22 protein-coding genes are annotated in these 24,451 nt (G+C 66.9%); 14 read left to right on the top strand and 8 right to left on the bottom strand.

The window, feature by feature from the left end; all coding sequences use genetic code 11:
* Window positions 1–5 precede the first annotated feature (5 nt).
* The gene (locus tag ACQPYS_RS29125) at window positions 6–830 is read right to left on the bottom strand and encodes a hypothetical protein (protein WP_433491366.1); all 825 of its coding nucleotides are present in this window, start codon (window positions 828–830) and stop codon (window positions 6–8) included.
* A 205-nt stretch (window positions 831–1,035) separates the two neighbouring features.
* Between ACQPYS_RS29125 and ACQPYS_RS29120 the strand changes: the two genes are divergently transcribed.
* Window positions 1,036–2,646 (top strand): DUF4185 domain-containing protein, encoded by a 1,611-nt coding sequence (locus ACQPYS_RS29120; RefSeq protein WP_433493154.1) that lies wholly within the window; start codon window positions 1,036–1,038, stop codon window positions 2,644–2,646.
* A gap of 19 nt (window positions 2,647–2,665) precedes the next feature.
* Here the strand turns inward: ACQPYS_RS29120 and ACQPYS_RS29115 are convergent, their stop codons facing one another.
* The 5 genes from ACQPYS_RS29115 to ACQPYS_RS29095 form a co-directional block, all read right to left on the bottom strand.
* A complete protein-coding gene (locus ACQPYS_RS29115) occupies window positions 2,666–3,529 on the bottom strand; it encodes a biotin-dependent carboxyltransferase family protein (RefSeq protein WP_063042048.1) in 864 nt (287 codons plus the stop codon).
* Complete coding sequence (locus ACQPYS_RS29110; RefSeq protein ID WP_433491365.1) at window positions 3,526–4,203, bottom strand: 5-oxoprolinase subunit B family protein; 678 nt, start codon at window positions 4,201–4,203, stop codon at window positions 3,526–3,528. Before ACQPYS_RS29110 ends, ACQPYS_RS29115 begins: the two co-directional genes overlap by 4 nt.
* Before the next feature lie 24 nt (window positions 4,204–4,227).
* Complete coding sequence (locus tag ACQPYS_RS29105; protein WP_433493153.1) at window positions 4,228–4,983, bottom strand: LamB/YcsF family protein; 756 nt, start codon at window positions 4,981–4,983, stop codon at window positions 4,228–4,230.
* A 39-nt stretch (window positions 4,984–5,022) separates the two neighbouring features.
* A complete protein-coding gene (locus ACQPYS_RS29100) occupies window positions 5,023–6,342 on the bottom strand; it encodes an MFS transporter (protein ID WP_433493152.1) in 1,320 nt (439 codons plus the stop codon).
* Window positions 6,343–6,421: 79 nt separating this feature from the next.
* Window positions 6,422–6,925: an NUDIX hydrolase gene (locus ACQPYS_RS29095; RefSeq protein WP_431941972.1), complete on the bottom strand. Its 504-nt coding sequence runs from the start codon at window positions 6,923–6,925 to the stop codon at window positions 6,422–6,424.
* A 201-nt stretch (window positions 6,926–7,126) separates the two neighbouring features.
* Here ACQPYS_RS29095 and ACQPYS_RS29090 point away from each other — a divergent pair, with 201 nt between their 5' ends.
* Genes ACQPYS_RS29090 through ACQPYS_RS29080 form a run of 3 tightly spaced genes read left to right on the top strand, consistent with a single transcriptional unit; the run spans window position 7,127 to window position 10,563 of the window.
* Window positions 7,127–7,906: a pirin family protein gene (locus ACQPYS_RS29090; RefSeq protein ID WP_431941973.1), complete on the top strand. Its 780-nt coding sequence runs from the start codon at window positions 7,127–7,129 to the stop codon at window positions 7,904–7,906.
* Window positions 7,907–7,963: 57 nt separating this feature from the next.
* On the top strand, window positions 7,964–8,500 hold the full coding sequence (locus tag ACQPYS_RS29085) for a DUF4190 domain-containing protein (RefSeq protein ID WP_245664811.1): 537 nt from the start codon (window positions 7,964–7,966) through the stop codon (window positions 8,498–8,500).
* 59 nt (window positions 8,501–8,559) lie between these two features.
* Window positions 8,560–10,563: a M13 family metallopeptidase gene (locus ACQPYS_RS29080; protein ID WP_433491364.1), complete on the top strand. Its 2,004-nt coding sequence runs from the start codon at window positions 8,560–8,562 to the stop codon at window positions 10,561–10,563.
* Window positions 10,564–11,135: 572 nt separating this feature from the next.
* Here ACQPYS_RS29080 and ACQPYS_RS29075 read toward each other — a convergent pair.
* Window positions 11,136–12,023 carry a L,D-transpeptidase gene (locus ACQPYS_RS29075; protein WP_433491363.1) on the bottom strand — a complete coding sequence of 296 codons (888 nt, stop codon included), beginning with the start codon at window positions 12,021–12,023 and terminating at the stop codon, window positions 11,136–11,138.
* A 636-nt stretch (window positions 12,024–12,659) separates the two neighbouring features.
* Between ACQPYS_RS29075 and lppU the strand changes: the two genes are divergently transcribed.
* Window positions 12,660–13,298 (top strand): LppU family putative lipoprotein, encoded by a 639-nt coding sequence (lppU, locus tag ACQPYS_RS29070; protein WP_431941570.1) that lies wholly within the window; start codon window positions 12,660–12,662, stop codon window positions 13,296–13,298.
* Window positions 13,299–13,398: 100 nt separating this feature from the next.
* On the opposite strand, the gene ACQPYS_RS29065 is transcribed toward lppU, so the two are convergent.
* On the bottom strand, window positions 13,399–14,091 hold the full coding sequence (locus ACQPYS_RS29065) for a hypothetical protein (RefSeq protein ID WP_063042031.1): 693 nt from the start codon (window positions 14,089–14,091) through the stop codon (window positions 13,399–13,401).
* A gap of 610 nt (window positions 14,092–14,701) precedes the next feature.
* Here ACQPYS_RS29065 and ACQPYS_RS29060 point away from each other — a divergent pair.
* The 9 genes from ACQPYS_RS29060 (at window position 14,702) to ACQPYS_RS29020 (ending at window position 24,438) form a co-directional block, all read left to right on the top strand.
* Window positions 14,702–15,520 (top strand): MlaE family ABC transporter permease, encoded by an 819-nt coding sequence (locus ACQPYS_RS29060; protein ID WP_030524481.1) that lies wholly within the window; start codon window positions 14,702–14,704, stop codon window positions 15,518–15,520.
* A 4-nt stretch (window positions 15,521–15,524) separates the two neighbouring features.
* Complete coding sequence (locus ACQPYS_RS29055; protein WP_030524482.1) at window positions 15,525–16,388, top strand: MlaE family ABC transporter permease; 864 nt, start codon at window positions 15,525–15,527, stop codon at window positions 16,386–16,388.
* A gap of 3 nt (window positions 16,389–16,391) precedes the next feature.
* Window positions 16,392–17,945 (top strand): MlaD family protein, encoded by a 1,554-nt coding sequence (locus ACQPYS_RS29050; protein ID WP_431941571.1) that lies wholly within the window; start codon window positions 16,392–16,394, stop codon window positions 17,943–17,945.
* Complete coding sequence (locus tag ACQPYS_RS29045; protein ID WP_433491362.1) at window positions 17,942–18,973, top strand: MCE family protein; 1,032 nt, start codon at window positions 17,942–17,944, stop codon at window positions 18,971–18,973. The genes ACQPYS_RS29050 and ACQPYS_RS29045 overlap by 4 nt, the downstream gene beginning before the upstream one ends.
* On the top strand, window positions 18,970–19,968 hold the full coding sequence (locus ACQPYS_RS29040) for an MCE family protein (RefSeq protein WP_433491361.1): 999 nt from the start codon (window positions 18,970–18,972) through the stop codon (window positions 19,966–19,968). The genes ACQPYS_RS29045 and ACQPYS_RS29040 overlap by 4 nt, the downstream gene beginning before the upstream one ends.
* Window positions 19,965–21,065 carry an MCE family protein gene (locus ACQPYS_RS29035; RefSeq protein WP_433491360.1) on the top strand — a complete coding sequence of 367 codons (1,101 nt, stop codon included), beginning with the start codon at window positions 19,965–19,967 and terminating at the stop codon, window positions 21,063–21,065. Before ACQPYS_RS29040 ends, ACQPYS_RS29035 begins: the two co-directional genes overlap by 4 nt.
* Window positions 21,062–22,156, top strand: coding sequence for an MCE family protein (locus tag ACQPYS_RS29030; RefSeq protein WP_433491359.1), 1,095 nt, complete (start codon window positions 21,062–21,064; stop codon window positions 22,154–22,156). Before ACQPYS_RS29035 ends, ACQPYS_RS29030 begins: the two co-directional genes overlap by 4 nt.
* Window positions 22,156–23,319 carry an MlaD family protein gene (locus ACQPYS_RS29025; protein WP_063042021.1) on the top strand — a complete coding sequence of 388 codons (1,164 nt, stop codon included), beginning with the start codon at window positions 22,156–22,158 and terminating at the stop codon, window positions 23,317–23,319. Before ACQPYS_RS29030 ends, ACQPYS_RS29025 begins: the two co-directional genes overlap by 1 nt.
* 186 nt (window positions 23,320–23,505) lie before the next feature.
* Window positions 23,506–24,438: a hypothetical protein gene (locus tag ACQPYS_RS29020; protein WP_433491358.1), complete on the top strand. Its 933-nt coding sequence runs from the start codon at window positions 23,506–23,508 to the stop codon at window positions 24,436–24,438.
* Window positions 24,439–24,451: the final 13 nt, after the last annotated feature.

Below are 24,451 nucleotides of genomic sequence, written 5' to 3'. Positions count from 1 at the left end.
GCCGGTCAGAACACGATCAGGGTGGTGCCGGCCACGATCGCGGAACGGATCTGGGCCAGGTCGAACGAACCGCTGACCGGCGCGAGTTCTATCCGGAATCGCACCACCGAGCCGTCGCGGACGGCCCACCGCACCCGTGCGCCCCGGGGTAGCTCCTCCATCGGGATGGGGTTCATCGTGCGCCAGCGCCGGGGAACCGGCAGCCCGGCCCAGGTGGCGCGCCGCACGACCAGGTGCAGCATATCCTCGGTGACCGCGGCGTCCAGGTCGGCGGTGATCCGCTTGCGGCGGTGTACCGCGTGGACGAGTCCCTGGTCGGTCACCGAGAGCTCCCATTCCCGCTGTCGGCTCGCGAGCCAGTCCACCACGGTGTCCAGGCCGACCATGCCCTCGATATCCACCCGGTTGGCGCGCACGCGGGTCGGCACGCCCGGGACCAGACGGACCTCGTGCGAGACAACGGTGACCTCGTCTATGGGCCGTTCATCCAAGCGCAGCCCGCGCAGGACGGCTTTGGTCTGGAAATGCGCGCCGCGGCGCCGCACCTTCAGGAGGTCCAGGGTGCCGGTCAGCCGATGGCCCAGCAGGGTCGCGCTGATCTCCTGTCCGCCGAACCGGCTCAGTATGCCTTCGCTGAGCACGGTGAGCAGCGTGTCCGGCAGCAGCGCGGTGACGGTCCCGGCGCCGAGATCGGCCATCGGTTCCATCCAGGCGGTGGTCAGGTTCATCCACTGCTCCAGCCGGGTCTGCTCGAACAGTCGTTTGCCCAGGTCGACGGCCCATAGTGTGTTGAACAGGGAGGCCGAACGGGGATCGGAGTAGGCGGCCATGATCGCCTTCGAGGGTACTGGGTCGGCCGGTTCGGGACCACGCGGAGTCGTCCGGCTCACCCGCCGTGTCGCGCGGAGGCGGAACCTCCGCGTAACTCGACCCACGACCCGCGTCGATCAATCGGCACGGAGACAGCCCCGTTCGGGTAGGTTCGGACCGGCAATGGGACTCGACCAGAGACTGCGAGAAGTTTTGATCGAGGTGATGCCGCGCCCGCGGGCCGGTCGTGTCGGGCTCGCGTTCCTCGGCGTGGTGCTCGCGGGCTGTGTCGTCGTGCCGCTCCCCGCTCATGCCGCACCGTTGCCGTGGGCTCCCCCGCCGGTGAACGATTGTGGCGAAACCGGTTTCGACCCGCGGGCCCGGGAACCCGATCCGTCGGCACCGCCCCCGCCGCCGGTGCAGTTGCCGCCGCGGATCGATATCCCGGTGCCTGTACCGCAGTTGCAACCGGTGCCCGTACCCGATCCGCCGCCGGACAACACCCGGATCACCCCGGATCCATTGCCCGCCGACCCCTGCCGGAACCCCTGCCCCGATATCCGCGACACATTGAAACCGGTGGCGCCCGCGCCCGTCGACCCGGCGCCTGCGCCGGCCGCACCGGGTGGCGGTTCGGCCGGCGGCAGCGGTTCGGGTTCGTCCGGTTCCGGAACACCGTGGCGGATACCCGAGATCCGGGTGCGGCCGGAGATCGAACCGATCCCGTACCCGGTGCCCGGTGGCGAGGGCGCGCCGCCGCAACCGGCACCGCCACCGGTCGTGCACCCGGCCGAGCCGGGTCCGGTCGCGGCGCCGGTGGCGCTTCCACGGGTCGAGGCGGTACGGCTGGTCGAGCAGGTCACCGGGCGCGGTTCGGCGAACCGCACCGATATGCGCTGGCAGGTCGACGGCACCGACCTCGGGCTGATGTGGGAGACAGAACCGGGCCGGATCGCCATGGTGTTCGGCGATACGTTCGGAAAGGGCTGGTCGGCCGGTGGTGTGGGTGGCCCGGACGACGACTGGCGCAGCAATGTGCTGGCCCACAGCACCGACCGCGACCTTTCCGACGGTCTGACACTGGACACGATGGTGCAGGACAGCCGTTGCCACGCAGCCGAACTGCTGGGCAGTCGCAAGATCAAGAATTGGGAGACCACCACCATCCCGACCTCCGGTTTCGCACTCGGGGGGCGGCAGTACCTCAGCTTCATGTCGGTGAACCGCTGGAGCCGTATTCCGGGGATGTGGTGGACGAACTACGGCGGTATCGCCTACTCCGACGACGGCGGCAGCACCTGGGTCAAGGATCAGCACGCCCGCTGGGACAACCTGTTCGGGCTGGGACGATTCCAGGTGGCGGCCATGGTGCCGCACGGCGACCACGTCTATATGTTCGGTACGCCGAACGGCAGGGTCGGGATGATCGGGCTGGCCCGGGTCCCGAAGGACGAGGTGCTGAACAAGACGGCGTACCAGTACTGGGTGAACGGCACGTGGGCCCCGGCGGCGGAGAACCAGGCGACGCCGCTGGTGGCCGGTATGGCCAGTGAGCTGTCGGTGCGGGTCGACCCGGGGACCGGGGCATGGCAGATGAGCTACCTGGATCCCGCGCGCGGGGCGATCGTCCTGCGGACCGCCGCCGAGCCACAGGGCAGCTGGACCGAACCGGTACAACTCGTGTCGACCGCCGACTATCCGAAGTCCTACGGCGGTTTCCTCCATCCGTGGTCCACGTCGCGGGATCTGTATTTCGCGTTGTCGGCGTGGGATTCGTACAACGTGTATCTCCTGCACGCCCGGCTGGCACCGCCGGCCGAGCCGCCCGTGTCGTGAGGTCCGTGGGCGCCGGAGATCAACCGGTGCCCGCCGCGCGGCGGAACCGGAGCCGCTGCCCGGGCCGGGCCTGCGCTACCCGGTCGATATCGGCGTCGGTGACCACCGCGATCACCGGGTAACCGCCGGTGATCGGATGGTCGGCGAGGAAGATCACCGGTTGACCGCTGGGCGGAACCTGCACCGATCCGAGCGCCATACCCTCGGTGGCGAGTTCGCCGGAGGATTTCCGCCGCAGCGCCGGCCCGTCGGCCCGGTCCAGGCGCGCCCCGATCCGGTCGGAGTCGGCGCTCACCGACCAGTCGCCCGCGAACAGGGCGGCCGGGTCGATGAACCAGTCGTCCCGGGGGCCGGGCACGGCGTGGATCTCCAGTGTTGCGTCCGGCCCGAGTAGTGGCGCCTGCTCGATATTCGGCCAATCGCCGGGTTGCGGACCGGTGGGGACGGTTTCGCCTTCGCGTAATGGGGGCGGACCGATACCCGAGAGTGTGTCGTAACTGCGGGAGCCCAGTACCGGGGGGACGTCGATTCCGCCGCGTACCCCGATATAGCTGCGTAATCCGATACGCGTCGTACCCAGCCGCAGCCGCTGCCCCGGCGCGAGGTGCAGCACGCTCGCGTGACCCACGGGGGTCCCGTCGAGGGTGGCGGGGGCGGGTGCGCCGGTGACCGCCAGCAGCAGAGAGGTTTCGGCGCGCAGGGTGAGACCGCCGAGCAGGACTTCGATCCCGGCGTAGCCCTCCGGGTTTCCCACCAGGCGGTTCGCCAGCCGTAGGGCGCCACGATCCGCGGCACCGGAGGGGCCGACGCCGGAATGGAACCACCCCGGACGACCCAGATCCTGGACGGTGGCCGCCGGACCGACCCGCTCGATCACGATCACGAGGCGGCGTCCACGTCGACGAATCGCACCCGCGCGCCGACATGGACCAGGGCGGCCGGGTCCCGATCGGTATCCCACATGGTCAATGTGGTGGTGCCGATGAGCTGCCAACCACCCGGCGTCTCCCGCGGATACACCGCCGACCAGCGTCCGGCCAGGCCCACCGACCCCGCCGGTATGCGGGTGCGTGCCATATCGCGGCGCGGGACGCTGCGCTGCCAGCCGGGGGCGGTGAGATAGCCGAAGCCGGGCGCGAAGCCGACGAAGGCGCATCGCCAGGTCGCGGCGGTGTGCGCGGCGATCACTTGGTCCGGTCGCAGATCCAGCGTCTCGGCCACGGTATCCAGATCGGGGCCGTCGTAGCGCACCGGGATCCGCACAGGTTCGGCTGTGGGCGTGAATGTTCCACGGGAAACATCGGGTTGCGCGGCGCTGACCGCGGCCGCCACGCGTTCCAGCTCATGCCGCACCCGGGGTGCGGAACGTACCGAATCCAAGGTCACCAGCACGGTTTCCGCGGCGGGCAGGATGTCCACCACCCCGGCGACCGGGCGCCCGGACAATTCCGCGACCAGCCCGCCGACCTGCTCCGGATCGTCCGGGATGAGCAGGAACGCCCGGTCGCCGGCACTCCGTATCGTCGTCGCCGAGCGGATTCGTGGTGCTCGCGACACGTCACCTCACCCCCGTTCCGTCGTTCAGGTGAACGACGCTACCGCTATCCCGGCGTCCTCGAGCGCGGCCCGGATCCGCCGGGCCATCCGGACCGCGGCCGCGGTATCGCCGTGTACGCAGATACTGTCGGGCGAGACCGCCACGGTGCCGCCGTCGCCCAGCACCCGGGCGGTCCCGTTCTCCGCCAGCGAGACCGCCTGAGCGACCGCCGGATCGGTGCCGAGCACGGCGCCCGGGGTTTCACGTGGTGCGAGACCGCCCGCGGCGGTATAGGCCCGGTCGGCGAAACCCTCGCTCACGAACGGGGTCCCCACGGCCAGCGCGGATTTCTCGAGATGGGTACCGGCGGGTCCGAGCAGGACGAGGGCGGGGTCGTAGTCCCGCAGGCCCGCGAGCACGGCGTCGGCGAGCGCCGCGTCGGCCGCGGCGGCGTGGTACAGCGCGCCGTGGGGTTTCACATACCGAACCCGGTCGCCCGCCGCCCGGGCGAAGCCGTCCAGCGCGCCGATCTGGTAGAGCGTCTCGTCCCGGAGGTCCGCGGGCGCCACCGCTATCGCCCGCCGCCCGAAACCCGCCAGGTCCCGGAATCCGATATGCGCCCCGATCCGCACCCCCTTCTCCACCGCCGTCGCACAGGTGCGCCGCATGATGGACGGATCGCCGGCGTGGAAACCACAGGCGATATTGGCGCTGGTCACGATTTCGAGCATGGCGGCATCCTCGCCCATGCTCCACGCCCCGAACCCCTCACCGAGGTCGCTGTTGAGGTCCAGACCCAAGGCACACCCTCCTTCCGGCTGTGCCTTCATTGTCCTCCCTCATCCGGTGTCGCCGAATTGCCGAATCCTCCTGCGGTTGTTGAGCAGCAGTGCGCCGATGCCGAGCCCATAGCAGGCCGCCCCCGCCAAGACCACACCCGGCGATCGGCCGTCGGCCGGGATGACCAGCGCCGTCACCGCGACCGCCAGGACGAAGGCGATATTGAACACCGTGTCCTGAAGGGCGAAGACCTGGCCGCGACGATCGTCGGGGATATCCATCTGCATGGCGGCGTCGCCGGTGAGTTTGATGGTCTGCCCGGCCAGCCCGAGCAGGAACGCCCCGACCAGCATGAGCTGGTGGGCGCGGTGCATGCTGTCGGCCGCGTGGGTGAGGGCGGTGGGTAGCACCAGCGCCAGCTGTACCGCGATCGCACCGGACAGCGCCAGCAGGACGGTCCGGGGTCGGCCCAGGCGCGGAATGAGCAGTGGGGTGAGCAGCGCCGCCAGCAGCATTCCGGCGGCGGTGGCGGTGATCGCGACTCCGAAACCGATCAACCCGCTGTCCACCGCCACGCCCTGCGACGGCGATTCCCGCAGCACCAGCACCATGACCAGCGTGTTGATGCCGAATACGATCCGGTGGGTTCCGATACCGATCATGGCGGTGGACACATCGACCGAACCCCGCACCGCGCGTGTGCCGACCAGCAGTCCGGCCAGTACCGCCCGTACCGCGCCCGCGGCGGCGCCGGGTTCCGACTCCGGGCCCAGGGTGCGGGGGCGGAACCCGGCCGTGAGCACCACTCCGGCCACCGAGCCGGTCACGCTCAGCGCCACGGCGACCGCCGATCCGGTATCGCCGGCGCCGATCGCGCCGATCACCGCCACCGCGGCCGCCGCTCCCCCGGCCGCGCACGCGGATCCCACTGTCGCGAGCACGGAGTTGGCGGGCACCAGCCGGTGCTGCGCCAGCACCCGCGGCAGCGCCGCCGATACACCGGCCGCGGTGAACCGGCTGATCCCTACCACGGCCAGCGCCAGCAGCAGCAGGAAACCCGCCCCGGCTCCGGCGATCAGGCCCAGTGCCACCACGGCGATGAGCAGGCCGCGCATCAGATTGGCGATCAGCAGGACCAGGCGCCTATCCCAGCGGTCCAGTAGTGCGCCCGCGTACGGCCCGATCAGCGAATAGGGCAGCAGCAGCACCGCGAAACCGGCCGCGACGGCGAGCGGGTCGGTTTCCCGTTCGGGATTGAACAGGATCGCCCCGGACAGCGCGGCCTGGAACATGCCGTCACCGAACTGGCTCGTGAAGCGCACCAGGGTCAGCCGGACCGCGCCGGGACTTTCGCTGATCGCGGCCCGTAAGGCCGACAGATCGTGCCGATGCCCGCCGCCTCCCGGTGTCCGGTCCGTGGTGGTGGGTTCGGGCGCAGAGCTGGACACCGCCGCGACGCTACCTGCCCCGCAGGCCGGGAGGTATTCCGGCAGGTCCGGGCACACGTTCGGCGATCAGCAGATCCACGGCCTCGCGCATATCGGGCGCCATCGGCAGGGTGCCGAGCGCGCCGGCGTCTATCCAGGCGTAATCGTCGTGCTCGTCCGGGTCCAGCGTTATCTCACCGGGTTCGGCTTCGGCCAGGAAGCTGAACTTCCGCACCTTGGCCTTGGTGCGGGTGGCGTAGTCGAACCAGCCGAGGAAATCGGTGATCCGGTGGGCCACCAGGCCGGTTTCCTCGAGCAGTTCCCGCGCCGCGCCCTCGGTGAGCGATTCGCCGGATTCGACCCCGCCACCGGGTAGCTCGTACATCCCGCCGAGATAGTCACCCGGTACCCGGCGCACCACCAGCAGTTTCCCGTCCCGGAACACCGCGACACCGACGACCAGGTCGGTGACGCCGTCGCGCCGTGCGGCGGCACGCAGCCGCTGTTCGGTCCGTGCGAGTGCTTCGGGGCGCATCCTTCACCTCCCGGTTCCATATAGATCCATTTTCGTGAAACGTGTGCCACACCGCTATTACCGCCCCGGTTGCTCACCAGCCGTTCACCCCGAGGTCGCTCGCGTAAAATGCCCGGAGCGGACAATCGACGAGGTCGTGGTATCGCCGAGGTACTACATGCGGGAAAGGTAATTGTGCCCGAGCCGGAAAGGAGTCTTGCGATGTCCACGCTGCCGACGCCGCATATCGATGTACATCGTGCGGGTGATCGTCTGAAGACCCGGATATCCTGGCTCGATTCCAAGCATTCGTTCTCCTTCGGCGCGCACTACGACCCCGAGAACACTCATCACGGTCTGCTGCTGGTGAACAATGACGATATCGTTCTACCGGGCCAGGGTTTCGATACCCATCCGCACCGCGATATGGAGATCGTCACCTGGGTGCTGGAGGGCTCCCTGGTCCATCAGGATTCGCTCGGCCACAGTGGCGTCATATACCCGGGACTCGCCCAGCGGATGAGTGCCGGTACCGGGATCCGGCATTCGGAGAAGAACGATTCGTGGCGGGTGGACGGTAACCGGCCCGAGCACGACGAACCGGTGCATTTCGTGCAGATGTGGGTGCTGCCCGACGAGCCCGGGATCGAACCGGGGTACCAGCAACTCGAGATCGACGAGCAGCTGGCCGCGGGTGGTCTGGTGACCGTCGCGTCCGGCCTGCCGCGGTACCGCGACCGCACCGCCATCGCCATCAACAGCTCGCATTCGGCGCTGCACGTGGCGAGGGCGGCGCCGGACGCGCAGGCCTCGGTGGAACTGCCCGAGGCGCCCTATATCCACGTGTTCGTCGCGCGCGGCGCGGTCGAGATGGAGGGCGTGGGCCTGCTGGACACGGGTGACGCGGTGCGCCTGACCTTTTCCGGTGGCCAGCGGTTGATCGCCCGGGAGCCGGCAGAAGTGCTGATCTGGGAGATGCATGCCCGGCTCGGCGCCGGGTAACGTCCGAAAAGTCCGGATAAGCGGTCGACCCATCGGTGATCGACCCATGACAATGATATGCGGACCGAGATCGCCGAGCGTTACCCGCAGGTCTCGACCAGCTCAGCCGAGGAGGAACGTATGTCCTATCCACCACCCCCGGGCTATCCCGCGCCGGGCCCCTACCCCGGCACCGGCGGGCAACCCGAGTACTGGCAGGAATCACCCAAACGCAAAGGGATGGCGATCGCCGCGCTGGTCCTCGGCATCCTCGGCGTACTGAGCTTCTGGACGATCGTCGGCGGCATCCTCTTCGGGCTCATCGCGGTGATCCTCGGTGTGGTCGCCCTGGTCAAGGCCAATCGCGGCACCGGCGGTGGCGGGGTCATGGCCGTGATCGGCCTGATCCTCGGTGTGCTCGCCATTGCCGGGGTGATCGTCGTCGGCATCGTCGGCTGGGGCATCTGGTCGGATTCGGGCGGCCGTGATTTCGTCGACTGCGTCAACAAGGCCAATGGTGATCAGAGCGCGGTGTCGCAGTGCGAAGACGAGTTCAACCAGCGTCTCGAGAACCAGTACGGGGTGACGATCGCTCCGCCGGAGCCCACCAACTGAACGGGCGGGCCGGTCCGGTATTCCGCTCGGACCGGCCCGGCACCGGCATACTGGGTTCTGTGACTTTCGACGTGACCAGCCCCTCCGGTATCGATCTGACCCATCTCGACCCGGCTGTCCGGGTACAGGACGACCTGTTCACGCATGTCAACGGTGCCTGGCTGGCCGGGTACCAGATCCCGGCCGACCGGGCGGTCGACGGCGCCTTCCGCACCCTGTTCGACCGGGCGGAGCTGGATGTCCAGGAGATCATCCGCAATGCCACGGGCGAGCCCGGCAGCGACGCCCGCAAGATCGCCGATCTCTACGCCTCCTTCATGGACACCGACGCGGTCGAGTCCGTGGGCCTGACCCCGGTCGTCGAGGAACTGGCCGCGTTCGCGCGGACCACCGACCGGGGCGAATTCGCCGGTCTGCTGGGCCGGTTGCAGCGGGTCGGCGTATCCGGTGCGGTCGCCGTCTATGTCGATACCGATGACAAGAATTCCCAGCGCTACCTCGTCTACGCGACGCAATCCGGGATCGGGCTGCCCGACGAGTCCTACTACCGCTCCGACGAGTACGCCGAGATACGGGAGCGTTATATAGCGCATATCGACCGGATGTTCGCGCTGGCGGCGGCCGATCCGCGGATCGCGGAATTGCTGCCCGCGGGGCCGGTGGGCAGCCGCGTCTTCGAACTCGAACGTAAACTCGCGGCCGGCCACTGGGATGTGGTGCGCCGTCGCGACGCCGAACTGAGCTACAACCTCACCACTTTCACCGATCTGGCGGCCGCGCAACCGGAATTCGACTGGACCGCCTGGGCCGACGGTCTCGCCGAAGGGGTTCCGGGTGCCGGACCGGACCTGCTGGCCGAACTGGTGGTCCGGCAACCCGACTTCCTGCGGACCTTCGCGCAGCTGTGGGCATCGGAATCGGTCGAGGAGTGGCGGCTGTGGGCGCAGTGGCGGGTGCTGCGGTCCCGCGCGCCCTACCTCACCGAAGCGGTGGTCGAGGAGAACTTCGATTTCTACGGCCGCACGCTGACCGGCGCCCAAGAGAACCGGGAGCGCTGGAAGCGCGGGGTCTCGCTGGTCCAGGACCTGCTCGGTGAAGCCGTGGGCAAACTGTATGTGGCCGAGCACTTCCCGCCGGAGGCCAAGGCGGCGATGGTGCGGCTGGTGGAGAACCTGCGTGAGGCCTATCGCCGCAATATCACCGAGCTGGAGTGGATGAGCCCGGCGACGCGGCAGGCGGCGCTGGCGAAACTGGACAAGTTCACGCCCAAGATCGGCTACCCCGAGCGCTGGCGCGACTATTCCGCGTTCACCGTCGCGCCGGCCGATCTGGTCGGGAACTACCGCCGCGGCTACGCCGTCGACCACGATCGCGACCTGAACAAGCTCGGTGGCCCGGTGGACCGGGACGAATGGTTCATGACCCCGCAGACCGTGAACGCCTACTACAACCCGGGAATGAACGAGATCGTCTTCCCGGCCGCCATCCTGCAGCCGCCGTTCTTCGATATGAACGCCGACGACGCCGCCAACTACGGCGGGATCGGTGCGGTGATCGGTCACGAGATCGGGCACGGCTTCGACGATCAGGGCGCCAAGTACGACGGCGACGGCAATATGGTCGACTGGTGGACCGATACCGATCGGGCCGAGTTCGGTAAGCGCACGCGGGCGCTGATCGACCAGTACGACGTGCTCTCCCCCGCCGATCTGTCCGACGAGCACACCGTGAACGGTGAGTTCACGATCGGCGAGAACATCGGCGATCTGGGCGGCCTCTCCATCGCCCTGCAGGCCTACCGAATCTCCCTGGACGGACAGGAAGCACCGGTGATCGACGGTCTGACCGGACTGCAGCGGGTGTTCTTCGGCTGGGCGCAGGTCTGGCGGACCAAGGCGCGACCCGAGGAAGCGATCCGCCGGCTCGCGGTGGACCCGCATTCGCCCGCGGAGTTCCGCTGCAATGCGGTGGTCCGCAATATCGACGCCTTCCACGAGGCCTTCGAGCTGACCCCCGACGACGCCCTCTACCTGGCGCCCGAGGAGCGGGTCAAGATCTGGTGACCGTGTTTATTGGCGGCGCCTTCGGCGCCGCGGGGTCGAGGCCCCGAAGGTCCCGCCGTTCAGGCCTCGAGACTCGCGGCTTCGCCGCATGCGCTTCGAGGCCTGAACGACGGGACGGGCCTCGACCCTTTCAGGGCCTCGTAAGACTCGGCACCGAGGTTGTGGTCCCGTTCGGGAAGGCGAGCGGATGAGCGGTTCTGCTCGGGGTACGAGAGATGACCGATCCGGCGAACGGCAGTGATGCCATCGGAGAAGATGCAGACAGCGCTGCAGGGTCGATACTGTGTAGCCGACCGGGGGACGGAAGCCGACAGTGGTCCTTATGGTGCGTGCGGATCCAGAAGCCGGCCCGGCCCGTCAAGTCCGACGTAATCGCATGTGTCGAGTGTTGCGAAAACACCTCAAAGAGTTGAGGCCCGTCTCGCCCCTTGGCCGGAGGTGCTCAACGGCCGGCCTTCCATGGAAGGCCGGCCGCACATCGCATGAGCCGAAGGCTCGAGGCTCGAGGCCGAAACGGCGAGACCAAGGGGGCCTCAACCCCGCGGCGCCGGAGGCGCCGCCACAAACACAGCTCAGTTCCAGTCGCCCAGGCCGTCGCCGGCGTTGAGGGTGCCGCCCTGGGTGTTCTGCACGATGACCGCGTCGCCCTTCTTGACGTTCTCGTAGAACCACTGGGCGTCCTCGGTGCTCACATTGAGGCAGCCGTGACTGGTGTTCGCGTAGCCCTGCGAGCCGACCGACCACGGTGCGGCGTGGACGAAGATTCCGCTGTTGGAGATGCGGGTCGCGTACTCGACATCGAGTTTGTAGCCCTCGGGGGCGTCGATCGGGACTCCGTAGGTGGAGGAGTCCATGACCATTTCCCGCCGCTGCTCGCCGACGATATAGGTGCCGTTGGGCGTTTCGTGGTCGACCTTGCCCATCGAGGTCGGCATGGTGCGCACGACCTCGCCGTTACGGGTCACGGTGATCATCTTGGTGTTGTCGTCGGCGGTGGCGATCACCGCGTCACCGACGTGGAAGGCGCTGCGGCTACCGCCGGCCTCGACCACGATGTCGCTCTGCGCGGGCCAGAACTCGGTCGGCCGCCAGCGCACCTGCTTATCGCTCCACCAGTAGAAATGTCCGGGTACCTCGGTCGAGGAGGTGATCTTGATGGCGCGCTCGGCGGCGGCCCGATCGTCGACCGGATCCTTGAAGTTGATGATGATCGGCTGCGCGATGCCGACCTCTTCGCCTTCGGAAGGGTTGATCGCCGGCGGCGCGAAGTTGGCCGCGGGCGGCGCGGGTTCCACGGCGCCTGCCGCCGACCCGGAAGGCAGGTTCGGCAGCGCGTAGACCGGCGCCGTGGCCACCGTGGTGGCTGCGGCGACCGCGGCCGTCAACAGGACACCCTGTCGAAGCCGCCGCTGGGCACGGCGACCGGTCGGCAGCGACCCGGTGTTGTCGAAGACATGCATAAGAGTGTTCGTCCGTCCATTCGACTCTGGAGCGCACGCGGCCTGTGGGCCGCCGATACGTCCTGCGGAGCACCCCGGCGAGTGTTCGCGGAGTTCTGTGGAGCCCCTCCACGGCCGTCCGGCCCGTGGACGTCTGGATCGTCCGCGCGCCACCGGTCGTAGAGTTGTGGAGCGGCCGCGACGGGCTGGTGCGCATCGCGGAAGCTCGCTGAAATCCAGCCGATGCGCCTCCGCTCCGTTTTCCTTAGTACTGCCTTGATGAAGTCGTGACCAGTCCCGTTTTCCGTTATATAGCCGTTACGCATCAACGGTGTGTCGTAGCACGCTCCCCCGGCACGGCGTTCCCCGGCCCGTCGGATGCCCCGTGGGCCGGGGATTCCTGTTCGGGCGGTGTGTCAGAGCGCGATGAGAGTGATCTGCGTTACCAAACCTGTCGATGAGATATGTCACGCCGGCCCGCTGTATCCGCGGCCTCGCTGTTCGCCGGTGCGGTCACGGCTCCCCGTGACCGGCGTCGTCGGAGTCGACGCTGGGGCCGCCATGGTGTATTCATGGCGTGATATTGCTGGCGGAGCTGTAGTGAGGCGCGGATTCGATGCAGAGGCAGAGTTCGGCATCACAGCGGGAGGACTGTGCGTGTCTGGTTGGGCATCATCTCGATTGTCGGTGACGATCGCCGGGGCCGCGGTCGCGGTCGGCCTGGCGGTCGCGGGCTGTAGTTCCACCATCGAGGGGCGGGCGCAGCCGGTACTCGAGACGGGCACGGTGGACGCGGTGGACGTGACCGGTACCCCCGGCTCCGGGGATACCTCGCGGACCACCACCTCCAGCGCGCCGACCACCACCCCGGAGGCCGGCGATATCAGCTTCGACGCCGAGGTCGGTGAATGCGTGACCCTGGGCGGGACCACCACCGACGCCAGTATCGAAGAGGCGTCGTGCGGTAGCAACGAGTCGAACTACAAGGTTATCGGCAAGGCCGAACAGAGCAGCCAGTGTGTCGGCGATGCCGACAACTACTACGCCGAGAGCCGCAACGGTATCGAGATGGGGGCGTTGTGCCTCGATATCGACTGGGTGGTCGGCGGCTGTATGGATGTGGGCGGCGGGACCACCGGCCCGGAGCGTATCGACTGCACCGCGACCTCGGCCGCGGACGGGGTGAAGGTTGTCGCGATCGAGCAGGACGCCACCGATGTCGACGCGTGTGGCGCGGGCAGCTCGGGATACGTGTACCCGGAGCGCCGCTTCGTGGTGTGTGTCGACGAACTCTGATGTCCATCCACCCCGGAGGCCGCTGCCGCAGCGCCCGAGGGCGGAAAACGAACGAGGCGGGCACCGGGGTGCCCGCCTCGTCGTGTCTCTCCGGTAGCCGTTAGATGGGCCGGTACCCGGCTCCGATGCCGTGGCGACTGTCGATATCGCCCATGATGGTCGTCATATTGGTGCCGACCTCGGGGCCGAAGCAGGCGATCGCCAGGTAGGCGTTCACCATGCCGACCAGCGTGGAACCGACGACGACCGGGGCACCGGAGTCGCCTTCCATCACACACATCTGCGACCAGGTCTCCATGCTGCTGGCGAAGACGTCTCCGTAGGCCAGGCCGCAGGTGTTGCCGGTGGTGCGGCCTTCCTTGCAGACGATATTGGGGAATTGGGCCGGCGCGCCGACCCCGGTGATGCTCAGGTTGCCGATCCGGTTGACCGGGGTCACCCGGCCCGGATCGAACTCGAGTACCGCGTAGTCCAGGTCCTGGTTGGAGTAGACGAACCGGCCGAGTGCGCCGGCACCCGGGTCCTGTTCCGCATACACTTCGTGCCCAGGCGTTCCGCAGTGTCCCGCAGTGAGGCCGACGAGTCTGCCGGCACCATCGTGACCGATCGTGGTGAGCGTGCACTGGATCGCATATTCGGACATCTGGCCGGGCTCGGAGGAGATGATGAGCCCTGAGCCACCACCGAGTACGGGCCGGGCGGGATCGGCGGCTGCCGTCCCGGTGCCGAGTAGCGCCGTACTCAGCGCGACGGCGAAGACGGCACTGGCCGCCTGGGCGAGTTTCCTGAACATATCCCTCCAGACCTTGAAGCCGCACGATATCAATGTGTGGCACCTCATCGTGGCAGCAAAGGCCCCGACGCGCGCCCCGAGTAGCTGTTACCCGCGAGTTCCGTTGCGTTACAGAGGGGTTCGGCTATCCGGTCGTGCATTCGGCCGAGGTGCTCCGCGTGCGATGCGTACCGCACGAACTCCGGCCACGATAACCCTCGGAAGAATAGCCGAACGCTATTAATTGTCCCGGATTTGGGCGCGCGGGTCGAGTAACGGTCGAATCTCCACACTGCCGCGAAAGGGTTAATTTCCCGGAATACTCTCCGTTATTTAAGTGAACCATGGTTCGCATCGGTTATCCCGGTCTTCACTGCATTCGGGGCCGGTCAGAGGTATGTTCCTCCAGTGCCGCGTAACTCTCATTGGGATACACACCAAGGAACGTGCGATATCTCAGTGGTCACGCCACAAAGTGATGAACATCTGTGACCGCGGTCTCGCGCCTATGGTGTGTTCCGCACTACTACGTAGTAAGGTGCCTCAAGCAAACCAGCCGTCGGGGTAGGTAACCGACGTCGAGAGGGGTTAGTCAGTGCAGTCGACCAAGAGTCCACCAACAGGTTCTCGGTTGAGCGGAGCGGTCGAGTGGACGCGGGACTACTGGCGCGACCACCCCCGACGTTCACTGGAGACCCTCGGCCGGCAGATGACCATGGGTGTCGAAGCGGTCTCCGAACTCGTGGTCAGTATCTTCCGCGGCCGGTTCCCTCTCGACGAGTTCATCCGGCAGTGCGCCTTCATGGCGAGCGTCGCCGCGGCGCCCACACTGCTCGTCGCGATTCCGATCGGTGTCATCGTATCCATCCAGGTCGGCGCGGTCGCACAGCAGGTCGGCGCCACCTCGTTCATCGGCGCGGCCAACGGCCTGGGTATCATTCAGCAGGGCGCGCCACTGGTCACCGTGCTGATGATCGCGGGCGCAGTCGGTTCCGCGATCTGTGCCGATCTCGGCTCCCGGACCATTCGGGAGGAAATCGACGCCATGAAGGTCATGGGTGTCGACCCGCTGCGCCGGCTCGTGGCTCCCCGGCTCGGTGCCGCAATGCTGGTCAGCGTGCTGCTCTGCGGTTTCGTTGTCTTCGTCGGATTTCTGACCGGATACATTTTCAATATTTTCGCCCAGGGTGGCACCCCGGGTTCCTATATCGCGACCTTCGCCTCTTTTGCGATAACGCTCGACCTACTCGTCGCGCTGGTGAAATCGCTGTTGTTCGGCCTCCTCGCGGCAATCATCGCCTGCGATACCGGATTGAACACCCGCGGTGGTCCGGGCGGTGTCGCCAACTCGGTGAATACCGCCGTTGTCATGTCCGCGGTGATGTTGTTCGGAGTGAATGTGATCTTCACCCAGGTGTACAACACTTTGTTCCCCCCGCAGGTGGTGTGAGCCGGTGTCCGCAACCTATGTGCCCCCGCTGCTCAAACCACTGCAGCAACTGCGAAATGCGGCCGGGGCTCCGGTCGATTGGCTGGCCCGGCTCGGGCATCAAGTGTTCTTCTTCCTGCGCTCGGTCGGCTCGATGCCGCTGGCGTTCAAGCAATATCCCAAAGAAGTGTGGCGCCTGCTCTCGGATGTCACCTGGGGCAACGGAAATCTCATCGTCGGTGGCGGCACCATCGGCGTCGTGCTCATCCTGAGCGCGTTCGGCGGAATGACCGTGGCCATCCAGGGTCACACCTCGCTCGATCTACTCGGCCTCAGCCCGATCACCGGCGCCATCTCGGCCTTCGCCACCACCCGTGAGCTCGGCCCGCTGCTCGCCGCACTGGCCTTCGCGGCCCAGGCGGGCTGCCGGTTCACCGCTCAGCTCGGCGCCATGCGTATCTCCGAGGAGATCGACGCGCTGGAGTCGGTGGCCATTCGCCCGCTGCCCTACCTGGTGAGCACCCGGATGATCGCCGCGATGATCACCATCCTGCCGCTGTACTGCCTGGGCCTGGCGATGGCCTATATCTCCTGCGCACTGACCGTGCAGCTCATCGGCGGTACCGCCAGCGGTACCTACCAGCACTACTTCTATCAGTTCCTGATTCCGACGGACGTGCTGTATTCACTGCTCAAAGCGATCGTCTTCGTCGCCATCACCACGTTCATCCAGTGCTACTACGGCTTCTTCGCCTCCGGTGGCCCCGAGGGCGTCGGCGTCGCGGCCGGTCGCGCGATCAAGATGTGCATCATCGCCACCGTATTCGTGGACCTCTTCATGACCTTGGCCATCTGGGGTGTCAACCCCGGCATCCGGATCTCGGGGTAGGCAATGATCATCGATCCCAGTGGGCGCGGGCCCACGATGAAACAGTTGCTGATCGCGGGCGCCTGCGGACTGGTCGTCTTCGCGGTCGTGCTCGGCTTCCTGATGGCCCGGTACCAGGGCTATTTCGTCGAGAAAGTGAAGGTCACAGCCAACCTCACCACCACCGGTGACGGGCTGCCCGAACAAGCCGACGTCAAGTTCCGTGGGGTGCTGGTCGGCGCGGTCAAGAACGTCTCGGTCGCCGCCCAAGGCGAACTGCAGCAGGTCGATATCGAACTGAAGCCCGAGTTCGCCGACGGTATCCCGGCAACGGTCACCGCCCGCGTGGTGCCCAGCAACCTGTTCGCCGTCACCTCGGTGGAACTGGTCTACAACGGGCCCAGCCAGGACCACCTCGACGAGGGGTCGACCATCGAGGAAGACCGCAGCCAGGGCACCATCGCGCTGCAGGACACCTTGACCACGGTGCAGAACATCCTCGACGCCATCGATCCGATGCAGTTCGGCCGGGTGCTGGGGACGCTGTCCTACGCACTGGACGGTAGTGGCCGGATGCCCGGGTCGACCATCGAACGGATCGACCGCTGGGTGACTTCGGTGGACGAGTCGATTCCCGATCTCGGTGTCTTCCTCGGCGATCTCTCGGGTTCGGTGCACGCGCTCAACGAATCGGCACCGGAACTCATGGACGTCCTGGCCTCGTCCGTGGAGACCGCGAGCACGATCGCCGACCGGCGCGAGGAACTGGTGAATGTGATCACCGGCGCCGGCAGCATGACCGACCAGATCAATGATCTGTTCGCCCGGAACCCGAATGTCGGTAAAGAGCTCACCGTCGGGATGAACCAGACCTTCGGTGCGCTGGCCGCGAACCCGTCGTCGATCACCAATGCCATCAGCAATCTGAACAACTCGTCGCGCAAGCTGAATACGGTGTTCACCTGGGGGCCGCAGCGGCAGATGGTCTGGAACGCGGGCGTCACGTTCACCCCGTTCAACCCCAACACCGTGGCGGACTGCCCGCGCTACGGCGACTTGGCCGGCCCGAGCTGCGCCACCGCCCCCGCGGTCGCGGATCCGGGCTACCTCCCCGAACAGGTGAAACCGCGCCGGCTCCCCGCCGCCGACGGGCTGCCGGTGCTGCCGCCGCTGCCCGGCCTGCCGCAGATCCCGGGTGTCACTACCCCGGCCGGCGCCCCCGCCCCGGCGGCGCAGGCGCCGGGCAACAACCCGTTCGCCGGTACGCCGCTGGAAGGGCTTTTCCCGCAGGGCTTGCCGCAGCTTCCCGGGCTTCCCGGCGCGCCGGCTCCGGCGCCCGCCGCACAGCCCGGCGAGCAGCCGCAGAATCCGCCGGCCCCGGGTGCGCCCGCACCGGCCGCGGACAAGGGCACCGCCCCGGGCACCGGCGTGGTGCCCGCGGCCGCACCGATCACCTACGAGGGCGACGCCGCGGTGGAGACGCTGCTGGGTCGCAAGCCGTCCTCGATGGAGTACTTGATGCTGAGTTCGATTCTGGAAGGCGGAACCCTGCGCGTGACCGAGGAGGCCGCCTCGTGAGGGGAGTTCGCAAACCGCTGATCGGGTTCGGCCTGTTCGCGGTGGTATCCGTGCTGGTCACCGTGCTGGTGTGGAATACGCTGGCCCGGACCGTCGACGGTGGAACGAAATCGTATTCCGCGGTTTTCACCGATGTTCTGGGCTTGCGCGAGGGTGACGACGTCCGGATGGCGGGCGTGCGGGTCGGCAAGGTCCAGAAGATCGAGGTCACCGACGATCACAATGCCAAGGTCAGCTTTATCGTCCAGGACGATCAGACGCTCTTCGGCAATACGAAGGCGCTGGTGCGCTACCAGAACCTGATCGGCCAGCGCTATGTCGCGCTGGCGCCGGGATCCGGTGGCGATACGAACCAGTTGGACGAGGACAGCACCATCCCGGTGGACCGCACCGAGCCGTCCTTCGATATCTCGGCGCTGCTCAACGGTTTCCAGCCGCTGTTCGAAGTGCTCGAGCCCGCGCAGGTGAACCGGCTCTCGGAAACTTTCATCCTCGCGTTACAGGGTGATCGGGTGTCGCTGAGCTCGTTCATCACCCAGGCCGCCACCATGGCAGGCGACTTCCAGCGGCGCGACGCCATCCTCAGCGATGTGATCACCAACCTCAGCGGTGTGATGGCCGGTCTGGCCAAACGAGGGGACGAATTGGAGACGCTGATAACCCAGACACGGGCGCTGATCGGCGGGTTGTACGAGCAGGGGCAGCAGCTGCTCGGCTCGACCGAGCAGATCGCGGGCGCGACCACGGCTCTCGTCGGCATGGTGGGCGATATCCAGCCGAAGCTGGAGGCCGTCCAGAATTCGACACGTGACGCTTTGACCCTGTTCCTGGCCAATGGCGCCAAGCTGGATCAGGCCGCGATCGACCTCCCGTCCATCCTCGCCGACGCCGGGCGCTTCACCTCCGAGGGCGCGTACGCCAACGCCTACATCTGCCGACTGGATGTATCGCTCTACGGCGTGCTCTTCCCGCGCGGGCTGTTCTCCCAGATCGGCGGCAATTCGCAATCGGCGGTGTGCCGGCCATGACGACGAAACTCAAAACCTGGTTCAACAACAATCGGTACTTCGGCCTCGGCATCATCGGCGTCATCGTGGTCGCTGTGGTGGTGATCGCCTCCAGCGGATTCCGCAACCTCGGGATCGGTGAACAGTCCATCGAGGCCGAATTCGTCCAGTCCGCCGGTATCACCGTCGGGGACAAGGTCGATATCGCCGGGGTGCCGGTGGGCCGGGTCGCGTCCGCCGAACTCGAGGGCGACCACGTCCTGCTGACCCTGCAGATCAGCAATGACGTGAAGCTCGGACCCGATGCCCGGGCGTCCATCAAGATGGCGACCCTGCTCGGCGCCCGCTACGTGGACCTGGATCCTGGTGACGGCTCCGGCCTGCCCGACGACCGGATCCCGAAGACCAATACCGCGGTCCCCTACGACCTCGCCGATGTGGTCACCAAGGGCACCCCGGAGTTCCAGGAACTCGATCCCGGCAAACTGGCCGAATCGCTGAACCTGTTCAACGAGCAGTTGAAGGGGTCGCCGGAACTGGTCGTCCAGTCGCTGGACAGTATCGGCGCGCTGGCCAAGGTGATCGACAAGCGTAAGGGCGATGTCGCGCAGTTGCTCTCCGACCTCGACCGGGTGACCACCATCCTGGCCGACAACCGCAACAGCGCGCTGCTGATCATCACCCAGGGCGAGGCCATCGCCTCGCGGGTGGTGGAACGGCAGCAGCTGCTGCGCACCCTGCTCGACAATGTGGCAACGCTGACCGCGCAGTTGCAGGCGATCGGGGCCCAGAACAACAACCAGTTCAGCACCACGCTCGACCAGCTGAACACCATGGCGACGGGCCTGCAGAAGAACAAGGACAACCTGGATCGGCTGCTGTCGATCATGCCGCCCTCGGTGCGCTACCTGGCCAATGCGTGGGGTAACGGCAACTACGCCGAGGTCGGTATTCCGTGGCTGTTCCCGGACAACTGGTTGTGCTTCGCCGAAGTCGCCGAGGGGTGCCAGGGATGATCAAGAACAAGATCGGGATCGTGAAGCGTACCGCCCAGGCGCTGGTCATCGGCGTGTCGGCGGTCGCACTCGGCAGCTGTTCGGTGGTGAACAGTGTGACCGGCGGGGATATCAAGGTCACCGCCGATTTCGAGAACATCGCCGGCATGTTCGAGGGCAACCCCATCACCGTGCTCGGGCTCGAGGTCGGCAAGGTCGACAAGATCGTGCCGCACGGCGATCTGGTCGAGGTCCATATGACCCTCGACGGTGATGTGCAGATCCCCAAGGACGCTATGGCGGTGGTGGTCTCACCCTCCATCGTCACCGACCGGCATATCGAGATGACCCCCCGCTACGTCGAAGGCGACACCCTCGAGGACGGCGATCACCTACCGCTGGAACGCACCGATGTCCCGGTGGAACTGGACACGATGCTCAAGACCATCGACAAGTTCGCCGATGCGCTCAAACCCCAGGAGGGGCAGGAAGGCGTCGGCCCGCTCTCGGGCCGGGTGCTGTACCCGATGCTCAACGGCCAGGGCGCGAAGATGCGTGACACCCTCAACGCGCTGTCGAGCGCGCTGAAGGTCGGTGTCGACAACAAGGACCACATCGCGAACATCATCATCAAGCTCAATGAGCTGACCACGATGCTGGCCGAGAACGACCAGGCGGTCCGCGATTTCAGCAACCAGGCCACTCAGATGACCACCATGCTGGCCGAACAGGCGCCGGGCCTGCAGGCCACCCTGCAGCAGCTCTACGACTTCCTGAACAACACCAGTTCGGTCTTCGCGCAGCATCAGGATCAGCTGGTGGACACGCTGAACCGGATGAACACCGTGATCGAGCAGCTGCGGGCCAACGCGCACGGTGTCACCGAAGTGGTCGACGTCGCGCCGATGCTGCTGCAGAGTATCCACCGGTCGATGAACTACGAGCAGGGCTATGTCCGGCTGCACGCGCTGATCGGCACGAACCTCGCGAACGGCGAGCTCATCAGCCTGTTCTGCGAACGGATACAGATGAAGTCCGACGGCTGCCGCACCGGCCGGCCCGAAGATTTCGGACCCGACTTCGGACTCACCGCCGCACTGCTGGGACTGACAAAATGATGCGAACGATCCGCCGGGCCCGCCGTGCCATGGCCGCCCTCGCCGCGGCCGGGACGGTGGTGCTGGCCTCCGGATGCGGTCTGACCGTGGAGGACATCCCGCTGCCGAAACCCGGTATCGGCGGTGACACCTTCACGCTGAAGGCGGTGTTCGAGAACGCGCTGAACCTGCCCGACCAGGCCAAGGTGAAGATCGGCGGTTCCGATGTCGGTGTGGTCACCGATATCGCGACCAAGAACTTCCAGGCCATCGTCGATATGGAGATCCGCAAGGATATCGACCTCCCGGAGGGCACCACCGCCGAACTGCGCCAGGCCACCCCGCTCGGCGATGTGTTCATCGCGGTCTCCAAACCGCCCACCGAACAGGGCAGGCGGCTGCTCACCGACGGCGATACGCTGCCCATCGAGAAGACCTCGGCCGGTGCGACAGTGGAGGAACTGCTGCTGTCGGTATCGCTGATGTTCAACGGCGGCGGTATCGCCCACCTCACCCGGCTGGGCACCGAACTGGACTCGATCGTCGGCGGGCGCAGCGATCAGCTGGTGCATCTGGTCAACGAGATCACCGGCGTGGTCTCGAGTATCAATGCCAACTCCGCGCGGATCGACAGTGTGCTCGGCGAATTCAATGTGCTGGCCAATACTCTCGATACCCGGCGGACCGAACTCGGTCAGGTGGCCGACACGCTGCCCGATATGATCGGCGCCATCGCCGAGAACAACCGGGCGCTCGGGGATCTGCTGGGCAAGATCGCGACCACCAGCGCGGCGCTCGGCGACTACGCGAACACCACCGGCGGCGATCTGGCCGGCACGCTGGACAATCTGAACAGCCTGATGGCGGCGCTCGCGGCCACCGGCGACAACTTCGGCGCGCTGATGGACGCCCTGCACGATCTGAAGGGCCCGGTGAACGCCACCTTCCGCGGTAGCAGCCTGGCGGCCCAGGTCAATGTGACCAATCTCGATATCGCCATGCTGACCGCGCCCGGCACCAGCCACTTCTACGATGGGCGCGATCTGCAGGACTTCGCGGGCAGTCTGCTCCAGATCCTCCAGGTCGTGCAGTACCGCGTGGGAGGCCAGTGATGTTGTCCAAGAACAAGATCCTGCTGTCCAATATCGGACTCGTGCTGGCGCTGGTGATCGGCGGTACCTATCTGCTGGTCAACGTCATGCGGGTAAATCCGCTGCGCAACACCTACACCGTCACCGTGAACCTCGACCGGTCCGGTGGGCTGCAGCCCGGCAACGATGTCACCCTGCGCGGTTACCGGGTCGGTGAGGTGAGCGACCTCCGGCTCGTCGACGACGGCGCCGGTATCCAGGCGAAGGCCGAGATCGATTCCCGCTACGACATCCCGGTGGATACGAAGGTGGCCGTACAGGCCCTGTCGGGCGCCGGTGAACAGTACATCGATTTCCGGCCGGCCGGCGACCAGGGCCCGTACCTGACCGACGGTTCGGAGGTCACCTTCGATCCAGAGCGCGTGAGTACCCCGGTCCCGATTTCGGCGGTGCTGGAGAATTCCAGCGATCTCATCGCCCAGGTGAATCCGGAACATTTCGCGGTGATCCTGAACGAGCTCGATACCGCGCTCAGCGGGGGGCCCGATCAGCTGCGTTCACTGATCGAAGGCGTCAGCCTGGTCACCGCGGGGATGGATTCGCTGCTGCCGCAGACCACGCACCTCATCGCCAATCTGCGCACCATCGCGGGCACCACCTCCCAGGCCCAGCCCGATCTGGGCACGTTGACCGCCAATTCGCGGGTGCTGTTCGATCAGTTCAACAAGGCCAACGCCGAACTGATCAAGGTGCTCGATCAGGCGCCGGGACAGTTCGCGAGCGTGACCGCCACCCTGGACAGCACCAGCGACCCGATCACCGCGCTGGCCAACAATTTCCTCGCCCTCACCCGGGCGGCGCAGCTGCGCACCCCCGCGCTGGCCGCGCTCTTCCCGGCACTCGAGATCGGTGGCGCCGCACTCGGTGTGCCCGCCCACGACAACGAGTTCCACACCATCCTCGATATCTGGTTCCGGCCGTACTGCCAGTACCAGTCCACTCCGATGAAGACCCAGGTCATCCAGGACGGCACCATTCCGAGGTGGAACTACTGCGATAGCCCCGGACCGGGGGAGCAGATCCGTGGCGCGGTGAACGCACCGCGGCCGAACATCCCGAACAACGGCGCCACCATCCCGCCGGGGGTGGATCCGAACGAACGTACGCTGCCGCCCGTGCGGTAGGAGGACCGGTCGCCGCGCGCCGGGTGCGACGGTGCATACTCTCGCAGAGATGCCCGCCACACCCGGCGGTCGTTTTCGACCGGTAGATTACGGCGCGTTTCGCAGAGCCGCGCCGGGAAGGTGTGAACAGTACAGATGTCCTCAGAAAAACCCGTCTCCGATCCCTTGGAGCCGGAAGGCACCGGTGTGCCAGCGGACGCCGCGGCTGAGCACTCCCCTTCCGGTAAAGACGAAACCGACGCCGCGCCGAGTAGCGGCGCGGCCGAGAACAGAGCCGATGAGCCCGCGTCGGAAACCGGAGCCGCGGACACCACCGCGCGGTCGGGAAAGGCGGATGCTTCGGATTCGGCCTCGGAAACCACGAAGTCGGCGTCCGCCGCCGAGCCCGATGCGGCCCGCGCCGGGACCGCGGGCGACGAGAAGACGGCGGTGATCGGCAAGGCCGGAGCAGCCGCCGACGACGCAGTAGTGGTGGACAAAGCCGGCGCGGCGGAATCCGGCGCCACGGTGGCGGCGAGCGAATCGGAGGCCGCTACCGAGAAGGTCGATATCGGGAAGAAGTCCGCCGCCGAGGAGGAGGCGAAGTCCGGCGAAGGCGCGACACCCACCGGCCGCCGCTCGCCGTTCCCGCTGCCCGCGTTGATCGGTGCCGCGGCGCTGCTGGTGGCCGCCCTCGTCGCGGTCGGGGTCTTCTTCTTCCTCGCCGGGAACAAGCAGGACGAACTGGACCGGCGGGCCTCGGCCACCAAGGCCGCCTGCGATTTCGGGAACAATTTCGCGACCTACACCGGCGACGGGGCCGACGACTACATACAGCGCCTGGACCGGTCCGCCACCGGTGAGTGGAAGAAACTGGTCTCGCAGATCGGACCGGATCTGAAGACCCGGTTCGCCGAGTCCGAGGTCAGCTCCACCGCGACCGGGGTGCAGTGCGGTTACGAATCCGGGTCCGGTGACGAGGCGCGCGTGGTGCTGGTCATCGACCAGCAGTTCACCACCGCGAACGTTCCGCAGGAGCAGGGGCCGGGGCAGGTCAAGGTAGCCGCGAATGTCTCCATGCAGAAGATCGACGGCACCTGGCTGGTCGCCGACTTCGATACGCCGATGATGCAGCAGTAGCTGCAGCCGCGAG

Source organism: Nocardia grenadensis (assembly GCF_050942415.1).
GTDB lineage: Bacteria > Actinomycetota > Actinomycetes > Mycobacteriales > Mycobacteriaceae > Nocardia > Nocardia grenadensis.
This window is presented reverse-complemented; position numbering and strand designations above follow the sequence as displayed.

Coding starts and splice junctions, on each gene's coding strand:
- ACQPYS_RS29125 (WP_433491366.1), bottom strand. CDS start 830: ATGGCCGCCTACTCCGATCCCCGTTCGGCCTCCCTGTTCAACACACTA.
- ACQPYS_RS29120 (WP_433493154.1), top strand. CDS start 1,036: ATGCCGCGCCCGCGGGCCGGTCGTGTCGGGCTCGCGTTCCTCGGCGTG.
- ACQPYS_RS29095 (WP_431941972.1), bottom strand. CDS start 6,925: ATGCGCCCCGAAGCACTCGCACGGACCGAACAGCGGCTGCGTGCCGCC.
- ACQPYS_RS29090 (WP_431941973.1), top strand. CDS start 7,127: ATGTCCACGCTGCCGACGCCGCATATCGATGTACATCGTGCGGGTGAT.
- ACQPYS_RS29085 (WP_245664811.1), top strand. CDS start 7,964: ATGCGGACCGAGATCGCCGAGCGTTACCCGCAGGTCTCGACCAGCTCA.
- ACQPYS_RS29075 (WP_433491363.1), bottom strand. CDS start 12,023: ATGCATGTCTTCGACAACACCGGGTCGCTGCCGACCGGTCGCCGTGCC.
- ACQPYS_RS29065 (WP_063042031.1), bottom strand. CDS start 14,091: ATGTTCAGGAAACTCGCCCAGGCGGCCAGTGCCGTCTTCGCCGTCGCG.
- ACQPYS_RS29050 (WP_431941571.1), top strand. CDS start 16,392: ATGATCATCGATCCCAGTGGGCGCGGGCCCACGATGAAACAGTTGCTG.
- ACQPYS_RS29040 (WP_433491361.1), top strand. CDS start 18,970: ATGACGACGAAACTCAAAACCTGGTTCAACAACAATCGGTACTTCGGC.
- ACQPYS_RS29035 (WP_433491360.1), top strand. CDS start 19,965: ATGATCAAGAACAAGATCGGGATCGTGAAGCGTACCGCCCAGGCGCTG.
- ACQPYS_RS29030 (WP_433491359.1), top strand. CDS start 21,062: ATGATGCGAACGATCCGCCGGGCCCGCCGTGCCATGGCCGCCCTCGCC.
- ACQPYS_RS29025 (WP_063042021.1), top strand. CDS start 22,156: ATGTTGTCCAAGAACAAGATCCTGCTGTCCAATATCGGACTCGTGCTG.